Annotated in this window: 16 protein-coding genes; 7 read left to right on the top strand and 9 right to left on the bottom strand. The window is 28.2% G+C overall.

The window, feature by feature from the left end; genetic code table 11:
* Position 1 precedes the first annotated feature (1 nt).
* From Q4586_RS03480 to Q4586_RS03500, 5 genes are all read right to left on the bottom strand, one after another.
* Positions 2 to 730, bottom strand: a complete 729-nt coding sequence (locus tag Q4586_RS03480) for a YggS family pyridoxal phosphate-dependent enzyme (RefSeq protein ID WP_068704378.1) — start codon at positions 728 to 730, stop codon at positions 2 to 4.
* Positions 730 to 1,311 carry a MarR family winged helix-turn-helix transcriptional regulator gene (locus Q4586_RS03485; protein ID WP_068704376.1) on the bottom strand — a complete coding sequence of 194 codons (582 nt, stop codon included), beginning with the start codon at positions 1,309 to 1,311 and terminating at the stop codon, positions 730 to 732. The genes Q4586_RS03480 and Q4586_RS03485 overlap by 1 nt, the downstream gene beginning before the upstream one ends.
* Positions 1,312 to 1,318: 7 nt before the next feature.
* Positions 1,319 to 2,038 (bottom strand): AAA family ATPase, encoded by a 720-nt coding sequence (locus tag Q4586_RS03490; protein WP_068704374.1) that lies wholly within the window; start codon positions 2,036 to 2,038, stop codon positions 1,319 to 1,321.
* 93 nt (positions 2,039 to 2,131) lie between these two features.
* Entirely contained in the window at positions 2,132 to 2,389 is a 258-nt protein-coding gene (locus Q4586_RS03495; protein WP_303526333.1) for a DUF2024 family protein, read from the bottom strand.
* Between the two features lie 57 nt (positions 2,390 to 2,446).
* Entirely contained in the window at positions 2,447 to 2,680 is a 234-nt protein-coding gene (locus tag Q4586_RS03500; RefSeq protein WP_303526335.1) for a thioredoxin family protein, read from the bottom strand.
* Between the two features lie 406 nt (positions 2,681 to 3,086).
* Here Q4586_RS03500 and rimO point away from each other — a divergent pair, with 406 nt between their 5' ends.
* The 7 genes from rimO (at position 3,087) to Q4586_RS03535 (ending at position 10,079) form a co-directional block, all read left to right on the top strand.
* Entirely contained in the window at positions 3,087 to 4,442 is a 1,356-nt protein-coding gene (gene rimO / locus Q4586_RS03505; protein WP_068704369.1) for a 30S ribosomal protein S12 methylthiotransferase RimO, read from the top strand.
* Positions 4,443 to 4,560: 118 nt separating this feature from the next.
* Positions 4,561 to 6,246 (top strand): hypothetical protein, encoded by a 1,686-nt coding sequence (locus tag Q4586_RS03510; protein ID WP_303526338.1) that lies wholly within the window; start codon positions 4,561 to 4,563, stop codon positions 6,244 to 6,246.
* A 237-nt stretch (positions 6,247 to 6,483) separates the two neighbouring features.
* Positions 6,484 to 6,969 carry a Crp/Fnr family transcriptional regulator gene (locus Q4586_RS03515; RefSeq protein WP_303526340.1) on the top strand — a complete coding sequence of 162 codons (486 nt, stop codon included), beginning with the start codon at positions 6,484 to 6,486 and terminating at the stop codon, positions 6,967 to 6,969.
* A gap of 86 nt (positions 6,970 to 7,055) precedes the next feature.
* Positions 7,056 to 7,970 carry a DUF6268 family outer membrane beta-barrel protein gene (locus Q4586_RS03520; RefSeq protein ID WP_303526341.1) on the top strand — a complete coding sequence of 305 codons (915 nt, stop codon included), beginning with the start codon at positions 7,056 to 7,058 and terminating at the stop codon, positions 7,968 to 7,970.
* Positions 7,971 to 7,980: 10 nt separating this feature from the next.
* Positions 7,981 to 8,370 carry a hypothetical protein gene (locus Q4586_RS03525; RefSeq protein ID WP_303526343.1) on the top strand — a complete coding sequence of 130 codons (390 nt, stop codon included), beginning with the start codon at positions 7,981 to 7,983 and terminating at the stop codon, positions 8,368 to 8,370.
* Positions 8,371 to 8,376: 6 nt separating this feature from the next.
* Positions 8,377 to 9,288, top strand: coding sequence for an NmrA family NAD(P)-binding protein (locus tag Q4586_RS03530; protein WP_303526345.1), 912 nt, complete (start codon positions 8,377 to 8,379; stop codon positions 9,286 to 9,288).
* A gap of 53 nt (positions 9,289 to 9,341) precedes the next feature.
* The gene (locus tag Q4586_RS03535) at positions 9,342 to 10,079 is read left to right on the top strand and encodes a Dph6-related ATP pyrophosphatase (RefSeq protein WP_303526347.1); all 738 of its coding nucleotides are present in this window, start codon (positions 9,342 to 9,344) and stop codon (positions 10,077 to 10,079) included.
* 121 nt (positions 10,080 to 10,200) lie between these two features.
* Here Q4586_RS03535 and Q4586_RS03540 read toward each other — a convergent pair whose 3' ends face one another.
* From Q4586_RS03540 to Q4586_RS03555, 4 genes are all read right to left on the bottom strand, one after another.
* Positions 10,201 to 10,581: a DUF6122 family protein gene (locus tag Q4586_RS03540; RefSeq protein WP_303526349.1), complete on the bottom strand. Its 381-nt coding sequence runs from the start codon at positions 10,579 to 10,581 to the stop codon at positions 10,201 to 10,203.
* A 2-nt stretch (positions 10,582 to 10,583) separates the two neighbouring features.
* Complete coding sequence (locus tag Q4586_RS03545; protein ID WP_303526351.1) at positions 10,584 to 11,345, bottom strand: TIGR02757 family protein; 762 nt, start codon at positions 11,343 to 11,345, stop codon at positions 10,584 to 10,586.
* A gap of 180 nt (positions 11,346 to 11,525) precedes the next feature.
* Positions 11,526 to 12,188, bottom strand: coding sequence for an ABC transporter ATP-binding protein (locus Q4586_RS03550; protein WP_303526354.1), 663 nt, complete (start codon positions 12,186 to 12,188; stop codon positions 11,526 to 11,528).
* Positions 12,189 to 12,279: 91 nt separating this feature from the next.
* Positions 12,280 to 14,814: a DUF5916 domain-containing protein gene (locus Q4586_RS03555; protein WP_303526357.1), complete on the bottom strand. Its 2,535-nt coding sequence runs from the start codon at positions 14,812 to 14,814 to the stop codon at positions 12,280 to 12,282.
* Positions 14,815 to 15,027 lie beyond the last annotated feature (213 nt).

The following is a 15,027-nucleotide window of genomic DNA, read 5'->3' on the forward strand; positions in this document are numbered from 1 at the left end:
TTTACGGAGTTGTTTCATTCCAGTAATAACTATCTGGATAAAAACGTTCACCAAAAATAGCAGTACCAACTCTAACAATTGTAGCACCTTCTTCAATAGCTATCTCTAAATCGCCACTCATTCCCATTGAAAGTTCGTTAATTTTTACATTTAAAATGTTTAGGTTATTAATGTCTAGTTGTAGTTGTTTTAAAATCTGAAAACATTTTCTTACTTCTGTTGATTTTGAACTTAGTAAACCAATAGTCATTAAGCCTTTAATATGAATGTTTTTGAGTTTAGAAATTTCTTTTACTAGATTAATTGCTTCATCTGGCGCAATACCAAATTTACTTTTTTCTAATGAGGTATTTACTTGTATGTAAATATCTATTTCCTTTTTTTCAAAAATTAATCGTTTTTCGAGTTTTTTTGCAATAGATATATTGTCTATTGATTCAATACAACTAGCCCATTTAATAACATCTTTAATTTTATTACTTTGTAAATGACCAATAAAATGTATTTCGGGCTTTAATTCATTAATGGCATTGTATTTCTGTTTTAACTCTTGTACTTTATTTTCACCCACAAGTATTTCCCCCTGTTGTAAAGCAAACTTGATGTGCTCAGAACTTACGGTTTTAGTAGCAAGTAATAAACGTACTTCTTCAGGTTTTCTATTTGCTTTTTCACAAGCTTGTTTTATTCTATTACGAATGATTTTTAAGTTTTTTATAATACTTTCCATTAGTTATGTAGTATTTGATGTTCATCGCAATCAATTCTTAATTCAATGTTTTTTAATGGTTTTTTCATTAAATTACAATAGTGATTATTCCCGTTTTTATTGTAATAATAACAAGTAAGACACATGCGTTGTGTAGAAATTACATCTTTTTGATTTAATTGATAAATAAATTCCATTAATTGTTTTAAAAAAACACCCTTTTCTATTTCTGTTAAAAAATCTATAGATTGGTTTAACACTGATGAAAAAGAAATCGTTTGTTTAACAATTTCTTTTCCTTTACTTGTTAATTCAACGGTAAAACTTCTTGAATCTTTTGGATTTACAACTTTGTTCAGTAATTCTTTTTTGAGTAAAATTTTAATTGAATCGCTAATAGTAGCCTTTGTTAAATCAAATTCATTTGCTAAAAAACTTACTTTTAAATTTTCTTTTTTATGATTACTGCAAAAAATTAATAGTTGTATTTGAATAGGACTTATTTTATATAATTTACTTTTTTCCCAAAGTAAAACCCGAAAAGCTTTCGAAATTCGTTCTAAACCATTTATTATTTTTTGATTAACATTATTGTTTTTCATATAAATGTTAGTTTATTTCTTTTGCTTCTTCGTTTTCAATTATCTTATTCTTAACAGCTCTAAAAGTTATATCTTTAGCTTCTGCATATGATATAGAGTAACAGCGTTCTAGTTTTCTAAACTCTTCTGGAAATTGAGTTAATAAAGCATCGTAATAATTATCTAATTCCTCATTATTGGGTGCTTCAAATTTTAGTTTTAATTGAAAACGTCTTAGCAATGCACTGTCAATAATACCAGAATGATTGGTTGCGGCTATTAATAAAGTGCTGTTTGGTAATTGATCAATAAGTTGAATAACAGTATTAACTATTCGTTTCATTTCACCAGAATCTTTGTTATCATAGTCGCGTGTTTTTCCTATATAATCAAACTCATCTAAAAATAAAACAGCTTCTTCTCGCGATGCTTTTTTAAAAATTTCGGTAATATTTTTAGCTGTTTCACCAAGGCGTGAAGAAATAATACCACCAAGATTTAACGTAAATATCTTTTTGTTTAATACTTGCGCAATAGCTTTAGCAGTAGTTGTCTTTCCGCAACCTGTATGACCAAATAAAAGGAGTTTATTATCTACGGGTAATTTATATTCATTTAAAATATTTACATACTTAAATTCTTTAAGTAGTTGTTTTAAAATTATCTGATTAGGTGCACTCAAATGAATGTTACTTAATTTAATAGTTGTTTCATTTTTTGAATTTAATATTAGATCATATAAAGCCATAGTGGTAATTGATTTAAAAATTCAAAGTTAGTAATCCTAATTAAAAAAGCCTAATACTTTTTTGACAGACGACTCAATAAATTATATACTTTATTAACAGTTTTCCATTTCAATAATATAATAACCATCTTTCCTAATTTTTTCTTCTATTTCACCAGTTACATTTTCTACATGGCAAAACTTACACTCTTTAGTTGTTAACTGTTTGTCAAATAGTTTTTTTGATGCCAGATATTTTTTTCCATAAGTAATAGCATCATTTGATGTTTTGCTTTTTTCTATTAATATATCGAAATGCATAATGCTGCCACTATTTTTTTTAACGTATGTATCGTAAACTGAAATTTTCATGTCTTTTTATTTAAATAAAGTAGTGAGTAAAATTAACTCACTACTTTATGTTTATTATTAACCTTTTACATCTGTTATAGATGCTCCAAAATTAAGATGTATTACATTTTTACTAGGAGTTAATAATGCCGGAACAGATTTTACTCCAGCTAATTCCGCCTCATTGATTCTTGATTTGTCTTCACCAATGTTAACAATTTCTACGTTATTTTTTCCAATTAATTCGATAATATCATGTTCTGCACTAATACATACACTACAACCTGCGTGATAAAAAATTGATTTACTCATCTGTTTTTTTTTAATGATTATTAAATGATTTATGTTATGAATTCATACTACAAATATAGTTAGTACCCCTAACTAAAAAAATAATTACCATATTTATTTAATTTGTGTTTTATCAAAAAAAGATTAGTTATTAAAATATAATAACAATAATTGTTTGTTTATTAGTAGTTTGATTGGTTATTGTGTGTGGTGAAGTTTAAAATAAAAACACCATTTAGTATTATTTATTAAGTAATTTAAAAATAATAATATGATAAAAGAGTAAATAAAAGAACAGATAAAATGGTATTTAAATATGTTTTTAGTTAAGTGTAAATTTTATAATAGCGATAAATTTACAAGTAAAAAACAATAGGTAAGGTCTTTAATTAAACTGTATATTTGCAAACTAAATTTTTATAGCACAATGCGCACAAAATCACCAAAGCAGAACAAAATAAATGTAGTTACCTTAGGGTGTTCTAAAAATATTTACGATAGTGAAGTTTTAATGGGCCAGCTTAAAGCTAACGGAAAAGATGTTGTTCATGAAGATAAAAATGATGAAGGTAATATTGTTGTGATTAATACCTGTGGTTTTATAGGTAAAGCTAAAGAAGAAAGTATTGATACGATTTTGCATTATGCACAGCGTAAAGAAGCTGGAGAAATTGATAAAGTATTTGTATCAGGATGTTTGAGTGAACGTTATAAACCAGATTTAGAAGCTGAGATTAAAAATGTAGATCAATATTTTGGTACGCATGATTTACCTGAATTGTTAAAAGTTTTAGAAGCAGATTATAAGCATGAGTTAATTGGTGAGCGTTTAACAACAACACCAAAACATTATGCGTATTTAAAAATTGCTGAAGGCTGTGATCGCCCATGTTCTTTCTGTGCAATTCCTTTAATGAGAGGAAAACATAAATCAACACCAATTGAAGAAATTGTTATTGAAGCTACAAAATTAGCTGAAAAAGGAATTAAAGAATTGATGTTAATTGCACAAGATTTAACCTATTACGGATTAGATATTTATAAAAAACGTGCCTTAGCTGATTTATTAAAAGAATTAGTAAAGGTTGACGGTATTGAGTGGATTCGTTTGCATTATGCATTTCCTTCTGGTTTTCCGATGGATGTGTTAGATGTAATGAGAGATGAGCCTAAGGTTTGTAATTACTTAGATATTCCACTACAACATATCAATACCGAGATTTTAAAATCGATGAAGCGTGGTACCACTCACGAAAAAACAACAAGCTTAATTCATAAGTTTCGCGAGTATGTACCTAATATGGCGATTCGTACCACTTTAATTGTTGGGTATCCTGGTGAAACAGAAGAACAATTTGAAGAATTAAAAGCATGGGTTGAAGAAATGCGTTTTGAACGCTTAGGGGCTTTTGAATATTCACATGAAGAAAATACAGGTGCTTTTACTTTAGAAGATGATGTGCCTGCCGATGTAAAGTTTCGTAGAGTAAATGAAATTATGGAGGTGCAATCTCAAATTTCATGGGAACTAAATCAACAAAAAGTAGGAAAAACGTTCCGTTGTTTATTTGATAGAAAAGATGGAGAATATTTTTATGGTCGAACAGAGTTTGATTCGCCAGATGTTGATAACGATGTAATTGTAGACGCAACTAAACACTATATAAAGCTAGGCGAATTTATTGATATAAAAATTAATGAAGCAGGCGATTTTGATTTGTATGGAGAACCATTAACAAAAACTGAAAAGCCACTTAGTTTACATCAAAAAAGAAATAAATAAATTTAAAATCCTGTTAAAAACAGGATTTTTTTATTGCAAATAAATACCTAATTTTTAGTATTTTTAGAGGTAAAAGGAAAATGTATATTTGAGAAAATAAAAAATATAAAAAATAAACATGAATAATTTTTTTTTAAAAATATGTAGTTTATTATTAATTACAACAACAGTTTTTTCACAAGAAGCAGCGTTTAACACAACATTAAATAATTTATCTTCAAAGATACAAACGGTACAAAATTCAAAACAAACTTTTACACAAGAGGTAATTTCTGAAACTCCTGGTGTTATTAAATTTAATTTAATAGCAACCGATACTAAAGGAAAAGTAAAAGAAAAAGCGTACGAATTTAATTTAGCTGATATAGATATAAATACAATAAAACCAGTAACATCAAAAGATGTTATTCAGGTTCAATTGATTGCTAATAAAAATCAAAAGATAATTAAAGAAGTAATAGATAATCAAAAAATTTCTTATTTAAATAGAATAAATATTTACGCATCTAATATTGACAATGCAAGAGAACTTACAGAGTTGTTAAAAAAAAATGTACCTGTTAGTCATGAAATAGTAAAAAACAGGTTGAGTTTAAATAATTATGACGATCGCTTAGCGTGGTTAACTAAAAATATCGTTAATGTAGATTTGATTGAAAAAACCTATGCGCAATCATTGTCATTAAGTCAAACAGAAGTTGGTAATGTAACAATTGTAAGTACGTTATCAAAAAGTAAATCAAGTAAAACAATTCATTATCAATTTAACTTGTCAAATATAAACCCTAATTCAATTTTCTTTAAAAGTAACGGAAGTGATTTTGTTTTAAAGTTGGAAACAAAAAGAAGGTTAAAAACAATTAAAGTTATTGAAGACGGAGCTCAGAAAAGTTATATTAATAAAATTGAAATTCAATGTAGCAGCGTAGAGAATGCTAGAGATTTGCAAAAAGTTTTACAAGACATTATACCTTTAGCATCAAAAGGCTTTAAAGAAAGTTTACCTAAAATAAACACTGTTAAAGAGGGGTTTAATTTAATTAATAAAAAAGTAAATGTAATAACAACGTTAAAACTAACATCACAACAATCTTTTATACCAAATTGTGTTACAACTTACACAAAAATTGAAGAGACAAGTAAAAAGAAAGATGATTATTTATATGATTTTAATTTAATTGATGTAAATAAAGAAGATATTGAAGTAGCAATAAAAGGAATTTCAGTTTATGTTATCGTTAAAACAACAGCAAAGCAAAAATTTATAAAATTAATTAAAAACGATGTACTGCAAAATTATACAAATAGTTTTGTAATAAGTTGTAGTAGTATCGAAGATGCTCTTTATACTCAATATATTTTAAAAAAAATAGTAAGTTTATGTAGTAAAGCTTACAAAAGTCAACCAAGTTTAACATCAAAAAACGAGGCTTTAACTAAGCTTACAAGTAATATTAAAAGTGTACAATTAGCTAAATTAACGTACGAACAAAAATTAGAACCTATTGAAAAAGACGGCGATAATGCTTTAAGGTTTACAAATATTGAGGTATCAGATAAAAAATCGAAAAATAATGTTCAAGAATTTAATTTATCAGATATAAACTCTAAATCGGTAAAAATTAAAATATCTAGTAAAAAGGTAATGGTTGAGTTTTTTACTAATTATCAAGAAAAAATAATTAAAACTTATGTAGATGGCGAAATTAAAAAGTATACCAATAAAGTAACTATTTATTGTAATACTATTGAAAATGCTAGAGAAACCGCCTCATTATTAAAGTATTTAACAATAAAAAAATAACTATTATATTACTATTCAAATAAATCGAGTAAAAAACCTGCTTTTAGCAGGTTTTTTGTTTATCAAACTATTATTTTTTTTACATTTATCTTTAGTAAAAAACAAGAAGAACCTAAATCGATTATCTTGAAAAGGTTAATTAAATATATAAATAGCTATGTAACTCTTGAAAAAGAAGAGTTGGATATAGTCTTATCTTTTTTTAAAAGTAAAACGTTATTAAAAGATAAATTTATAATGAAAAAGGAGCAAGTGGTAACTGATTACTACTTTATAGCCTCAGGAGGACTTATTATTTATGAAATTAAAGATGAGGTTCAGTATACAAGGTATTTAGCTTTTGAAAATGAATTTATAGGAGATATAACCAAAATTAAAAATAAAAAACGCTCTAAATCTTATATTAGAGCTATTGAAAATACTGAGTTGTTTAGTATATCTCATCACGATATGGAAATTTTATACAACCGCTTTCCTCTCTGGCAAAAATTTGGAAGATTAGTATGGGAAGATGCATTTGCTAGTGTATTATACGGTATACATAACTTTCAAACTTTAACAGCAAAAGAACGATATTTAGATTTATTAAAACGTTCAGATTTAGTATTTAGAGTTCCACTAAAAGATTTGTCTTTATTTTTAGGAATCACCCCACAATCTCTTAGCAGAATTAGAAAAGAAATTAGTACAGCAAAACTACCACAAACTTCCTCAAAAAAATAAATTAAAAATATGTTAATTACCATTTGGTAATTTTACAAAAGCTATTTCGGGTAATATTTGTATTAAATTTAATTAATACAAATAAAATGATTCGTAAAAAAATAGTAATTGTAGCATTGTTTCTTATCTGTAAAATATATGGACAAGTAACGGGAGATGTTTTTGTTTTAAATGAAGATAGAGATCTATTCTATTTACATTATACCCCCGAAATACACGACAACTCATCGTATGATTATCAAAGAATAAGTACCAAGTTAGGCATAACTCCAATAACGTTTAATAAACTAGCCTTATATAACACTATTGGGATGGACTATCATTCAATAACTTATAAGGATAATAAATTACCATTTCTTAGAGACAAAGAAAAATATTACAATGTAAATTATAGTTTATTAGCTCAGTATCGAATTTCAAGAAACTGGTCGGTAAACGCTTTATTTATGCCGCATGTCGTTGCAAATTTTAATGAGAAGATGACAACGGATGATTTAAATATTAATGGAATTTTATTTGCTGAAAAAAGGTTTAGTAGCAAAAGAAGTAATAATTATTATGTATTAACTTTTGGTGTTGGCTACTTAACATTGTCTGGTAAAACAACAATAAATCCAGTAGTAAACTTTATGGGTAACATTAATAATAAAATCACTTTTGCCATTGGTTTACCCAATACTTATGTGAAATATAATTTTAATAAAAAACATGCTCTTAAAGTTCTGGGAGATTTAAATGATTTTACTGTGAGTGTAAATAAACCTTTATTAGAAAACCAACCTAGATTAAAAATAGTTGATAGATCTGTTTTTACAACAGTTTCTGTAGGGCTAGAGTATAATTACTGGTTAACAAAAAATATTGGTCTTATGGTTAGAGGATCACATTCTGTTTACGAAAAATATGGTTTTGAAGATGTTGATGAGAATGAAATTTATAAGTACAATACTTCGCTAAGAACTTACCTGTCAGTTGGAATAAAAATTAACCCATTTCGCTAATTATTAAGATATGAAAAATCAACATTTAACAGTTAGTAATTTTACAACAAAGGCATTTTTATTAGCTGTAATTCCTGCTTATTTTTTTCCTTTAGTAATGTCTTGGTTTTCAGGATGGATTTTAAATAATCCGATTTTAATGAAAGCGAGTTACACAAGTATTGCAATACCATCATTAGTGGCAACAATAATTGTACACCTACTTTTACAACAAATCAAGTTTGTGCAAAAATTTCCTAAAAATAAATATGTACGAATAATGGTAATGACAGTATTAATGGTCGTTTTTTCTTTAGCAATAATTAAACTAACCAACTTAGAGGCTTATATGTTAGATATTATTCCTTCATCAATATTAGGAGCAATAATAACCACTTGGAAATTTTCTTTTAAAAATTAAAATACAATGAATTTAAAAACACCAACTATTGTTGTTTTTGGTGCAACAGGTACTGTAGGAACTGAAGTTTTAAAACAACTGAATAAGCAAAACTGTTTTGTAAGAGGAATATTAAGAAATACAACAAGAGAGGTTCCGATTGTTTTAAATGGAGAGCATAACACGATTACATATATCGCAGTAAACTTAGAGTCAAAACAGGAAATTAAAAGAGCTTGTATTAATTCTGATGCTATTTTTTTACTAACAGCAACTTCTCCTAATCAAGTAAGTTATGAAACAAATATAATTGAAGTAGCACAGGAGTTAAAAATTAAAAGAATTGTAAAATTATCAGCACCCGTTTTACCAAATAATGTGTACGTTGAGGTAGGTGATTGGCATAGAAAGATAGAGAAAAAGTTAGCAAATAGTGGTATTGATTATTGCCTTTTACAACCACATTCATTTATGCAAAATTGGCAACGAAACACTTTTACAATTAAACATTTTGGTAAAATTTTTGGAGTTATGGAAAATGCTAAAAGAAATTATGTAGATGCTAGAGATGTAGCAGATATAGCGGTACATTATCTATTAAAACCAACAAGTTTAAAAGGCGAAGCTATTCCTATTTCAGGACCAGAGGCAATATCTCATAAAAGTATGGCAAAAAGAATATCTCATGTTACTAATGCAAAGGTTGTTTATGAAAACATATCTAGAGATGAATATATGAAGAAGTTAACAAAGCAAGCTAAATTGCCAACTTGGTTGGCACGACATTTAGTTGAAATAGATGTTTTAGCTATAAAATATGCTGAGCCAACAAATACTACCGTTACAGCAATTTTAAAACGTGAGCCTAGAATAATGGATGCTTACTTACAGGAGTCGCGTGATTTATTTATGGCTTCTAAATGGCGATTTTTTATGTAAAAAAGAAAATGTGAATTTAGTTTTAAAAAGTTTTTTTTTACATCTTTACGGTTATGAAAAAAGCATATTTTAATTGGAGTTCAGGAAAAGATTCGGCTTTTGCGTTGTATAAAATATTTACGCAAAAAGAATATCAAATAGAAAAATTGATAACCAATGTAAATAAAGATTATCAACGTGTTTCTATGCATGGTCTTCATAAAAATTTATTAGAAGCTCAAGCTGAAAGCATTGGCATTCCGTTAGAAAAAATTGAGTTTCCGGCAGATGTAACAATGGATTTGTATAATGAAAAAATGAAGAAAAAAACGGATAAATTAAAACAACAAGGGTTTAATTATGGCGTTTTTGGAGATATTTTTTTAGAAGATTTAAGAAAGTATAGAGACTCAAAACTTACTGAAGTAGGTATTACAGGTGTTTATCCGTTGTGGAAAAGAGATACCAAAGAGTTGTTAAGAGAGTTTTTGGCTTTGGGTTTTAAAACAATTACAGTTTGTGTGAATGCTAAAAAATTAGGGGAGGAGTTTGTTGGTAAAATTATTGATGAAGATTTTATAAACGAATTACCAGACGATGTTGATGTTTGCGGTGAAAACGGTGAATTTCATACTTTTTGTTTTGATGGCCCTATTTTTAAAAATCCGATTGAATTTGAAATAGGTGAGAAGCTTTTAAAATCATATACTTTAAAGAAAGATGATTCTCAAAATTGTCATACAAATACTAAAGAAAAGATTAAAAATTATGATACTAGTTTTTGGTATTGTGATTTAATTTTAAAAGAATAGCAGTTTTTTAAACGTGTATCATAGGTTTTTAGCCCTGATTGAAGCATTTGTTTGAGCTCTTTTTTTGATTTTTCTTCAAAAAAAAGCGAGTGCGAAAAGCGGGAAATAGCTTCAAATTATTTTAAAATAGGCTTGTTATTAGTTTTAAAATGGGTTCTGCTGGGGTGTTTAAATAGCATGGTTTACATTGGTTATACATAAATAAACAGTCTATTAAATCGGTTAGCATGTGTAGTAAAAGCCCGATGCCGATAATGTTATAGGGCTTTTTAAAAAAGAGTAAAATTAAGTAACCAAGCATAGCGTAATAGGTGTGTAGAAGGTGAAAACCGAAGCTACACCTGTTTGCTTGAAATATTGGATTAGCTAATAAATGATCTAAATCTACCAGCATAGTTGCTACTAGGATTAGATATACTTTTTTCCAACTTTTGTTGTAAAAAAAATAGGCTATTATTAAAGGGAAACCAAAATGTAAAAAGTAGTGTGTAAAGGTTTGCATTGTTAAAATTTTTCAAAAACTCCTAAGCCAAATAAGGCAAAGTCGTATTTAACAGGGTCTTTAACATCAAACTCACGTAAGGTAATGTCTAACTCCGATAATGATTTCCAGTCGTTTTGTTTTCGGTTTAAAATACCTAGTTTACGAGCAACATTTCCTGAGTGTACATCTAACGGACAGTGTAAATGTGCAGGATTGTGGGTTTTCCATATGCCTAAATCTACTCCAGTATTATCGTTTCTAACCATCCAGCGAAGAAACATGTTAATTCTTTTTGAAGCTGAGCCTTTTAAAGGATCTGAAACATGTTTTAAGGTTCTTTGTTGATGTTGTATTTCAAAAAATATTTGTTTGAAATTATGAATTGCTAATTTATAATTATCTGTGTCTTTTGTTAATAAAACGGCTTCTAATCCGTTGTGATTTTGATAGATGTTTTTAAGTGATTTTATAAAAAATTTAAAATCATCTGCGTTAAAAGTACGGTGGACAAATCCATCAAAATTAGTCAAATCATCTTCGGAATGATTCATTACAAAATCATAGGGTGAATTACCAAGCAAATCGACCATTTTTAAGGAGTTTCGTATAATCATTTTCCGATTTCCCCAAGCTATGGTAGCGGCTAAAAAACCTGCTATTTCAATATCTTCTTTTAAAGAGAATTGATGCGGAATTTGGATAGGATCACTTTCAATAAAATCTGGATTATTATATTTTAGAACCTTTTCTTCAAGAAATTCTTTAAGTTCAGTTTTATTCATAATTAACTTATATTGAAATCAAAACTAATAAAAACAAAAAAGACATAGTGGTAATCTTTTCGACTATACTTAAGGATTAATAGCATAAAAACTGAAAATGATAGCTGTTATTTATAATCAGAATTTTAACCTAAAGTGTTTTAATTAATTTGTTAACTTGTTGTTGGTTAAAGGTTACTATTATTCTACTATAATTCCGTCCTTCATTGTTAAAGTACGATCTGCCATGTTTGCCAATTCTTTGTTATGAGTAACCAGCACAAAAGTATGTCCAAATTTATCACGCAATTCGAAAAACAATTTATGTAGGTTTGCTGCCGCTGTTGAATCTAAATTACCAGAAGGTTCATCAGCAAAAATAACATCAGGTTTGTTTATTAAGGCTCTGGCTACTGCAACACGTTGTTGTTCACCTCCCGAAAGCTCATTTGGTTTATGGTTTTCTCTGTGAGATAAACCAAGAAAATGAAGTAGTTCTTTTGCCTTTTTTTCAGTTTCATTTTTTGATTTACCACCAATAAAAGCAGGGATACATACGTTTTCTAACGCTGTAAATTCAGGAAGTAATTGATGAAATTGAAATATAAAACCGATGTGTTTGTTTCTAAAAGAAGAAACTTTTTTATCAATTAAATTGTTTGTAGAAATGTTATTAATAAGTAGTTGGGAGTTTTGTTTTTTTTCAGCCTTATCTAAGGTTCCTAAAATTTGAAGTAAGGTAGTTTTTCCAGCTCCAGATGGCCCAACAATAGCAACAATTTCTCCTTTTTTTATATGAAGATTAACTCCTTTTAAAATTTCAACATCTCCATAGCATTTATGGATATTTTTAGCAACAATCATAGTTTTATATTCTGTGTAACGAATGTATAAAAAAGAAATCAGATACACTTTTAAAGTATATCTGATTTTAAATTTTAAGTGTTTTTTCTTCTTAAAAAATATTTTTTAAATTGTTATAATCAACAAAATAAACAAGCCGGACTGAAAATGTATGCTGGTTAGCTTCTTTAAAAAGTTGATCTAAATTGTTAGCAAAATTATGACGCGCTTGGTCATTTGAATTAAAAATAGCGTTTCTATAAAATGCAATTATTTGACTACCTGGAGCAAATTGCCACACGTAGTTTAAATCTACATTCCAACGATTAAAATTTTTATCATGAATTTCTTGATAATTATTAGCTATTAATTCCCCATTATTTTTATCTAGGCTATAAAATTGAGATTCGTACGGAACTTTACTCCAATTATGGCGAAAAGAAAGTGATAATGAAGATTTGGCATTAAAACTATATTTACCTGTTAATGAATTATTGTAAGTAGTCCAATCTCTTTGCCCAAAAACGATTTCGTTTAAAAGAGGAGCTAAAGCATTGTTATCATTTACGTCATCAGTATCTATCTTATTAACAAAACCTTGATCATTATTTGTTTTATTAAATCTAAAATCATAAACTAAAGAAAATTGATTGTTGAAACGATATCTTGGAGCTATTTTAAATCCATAGCCTTCTTTAGGGTTGTTTTTAAAAAAATTGTAGTACCAATCATAATCAATGGCGAACTTTTTTCGATAATCAGTAGAGCCCCAATGGTTGATGTTTATTCTTTGAGGTCTTTTAAAATAAATACCACTTGTACTTCCTTCACGAGCTTCAAAAAAGTCTTTTCTTTCAGAATTAAAATTTATATTTCCACCAAAACCAAAGCGTTTGGTTGTTTGTGCGCTAAAAGATAAGCTAGCATTAGTGCCTGTATATGTACCTGGGTTGTGTAAAAAATTAATGTTATAGGAAGTACTTATTCTGTAATTATTAAAAATTCCTATCGGATTTAGTTGGTGGTATGCAGCAAAACCATAAATAGTTTGTTCGTTATTGCTAAATAAAATACCCATATCATTAGGGTTGTAATCTTTGTTTTCGAAATTATAACCAATTTCTCCACGCCAATTACCAGCATGTTTACCAATACTGGTATCAAATGTATATCCAGTATTAGGGTTGTCTATATCATCAGATATAGCACTCATTTTAAAAGAACCGTCAACATTATAAGTACTTTTTTTATCCTCTACATGCCATAGTAATCCGGTAACATTAGCATCTCTAAACCTGCCATCACGAGTAACGTTTGTGTTAATTAATGTTACAGATGAGTTTTTATTAAACTGTTGGTCTAATACTAATATATTATAGTTAGAAAAAGGATTTACCGTAGTTTTATAAGTACTTGTATTAGTAATAGTATCTAGTCCAATGATTGTTTTTTCAGTTCTTTCTACAGTTGCTTCAGTCTTCTCTGTTATAGCGTTAAAAAAACCAATACCTAAACCACCTTTTGTTCTCCCCGAAATTTTAATGGCATTTAACATTTGCACTTTTTCAGGAGCATCAATAATTTCGTCATTTACTTTTTTGTTATTAATAAAAGCATCGTCGTTTTCGCGTTCGCTTGCAAACTGATCAATAGGGCTGTTTCCAATTCTACGAGAGTAAAACAAGCGTCCTTTTGTAAAAAGCTCTGTTCCTTCTGTAAAAAATTGACGTTGCTCTGAAAACTGTTGTTCAAAAGGTCCTAAATTTAGGGTAACATTATCAAAAGCTACTTGACTAAAATCAGGAATTAAAGTAGCGTCTAAAGTAAAGTTTTCGGTAATACCGTATTTTACATCCATTCCTACACTCCAGTTAAAATCAGTTTTTCCTTCAAAAGTAGTTGTGGTAGCTGAAGCATAAGGATAAAAATTTAAACGAGTAGGTGGTGTAATATTTTTTAATTTTTTTACTAATCCATCGTATTGCGTCCAAGTACCTTGTGTGTTGTCAATATGATTCCAAGTATAACGAGCATTCAAATTACGAATATCTCTATGATAATTAATTCCCCAGTCTTGTACAGATTCGTTTGCGAAGCGTAAAGCTCTGTATGGAATTTTCATTTCTACCACCCAGTTTTTCTTGTTAATTTTAACACTACTATCCCAAACTGCACTCCAGTTATAATCTTCATTATTACCATTGTTAGATACTTTAGCGTCTAATTGAACTCCTGAGGCAGTAACAATAAACATGGTGGGGTTTTGCCCATCATCATTAGGATTTATCATTAGCATAAAAAAATCAGAGTTTCCAAATCTATCTCTATTTGTAAATTCAGCAGGTACTTTACTTCCGTTAGGTGTGTGCATTAAAGCTGCAATATAAATTGCATCATCATCGTAGGTGAATTTGACCTCAGTTTTATGTGTAACAGGTTCTGGTTTTCCATTATCGGGGCGCATCATTACAAAATCTTTTGCAATAGGAACATTTTTCCATGCGGCTTCATCTATAACACCATCTATTTTAGGGGAATACTCTATGCGAGTAGCGTTAATTTTTTTTCTTGTTTGGTTAATTTCTTGTGCACTAACTCCTTTATAAATAAATAGAATAGCGATTAGTAAGTTATTAATTTTATACATAGTTGTTTAGATAGTATAGCAGAATGCAAAAATATTTATGAAATCAACTTTTAAATCATAAAATAGTGTTAATTACTGTAAAGACATGTTAAAAAAAGCTTTGTTACGGTTAAAATGTTAAATTAATGAGAAAATAAAAATTGTAATAATTATGCTAAATAGTAAGGTATTATAAATTGAATTTGTATTTTTGTTCGACTTTAAAAATTCATA

It is taken from the genome of Tenacibaculum soleae (assembly GCF_030549005.1).
Lineage (GTDB): Bacteria > Bacteroidota > Bacteroidia > Flavobacteriales > Flavobacteriaceae > Polaribacter > Polaribacter soleae.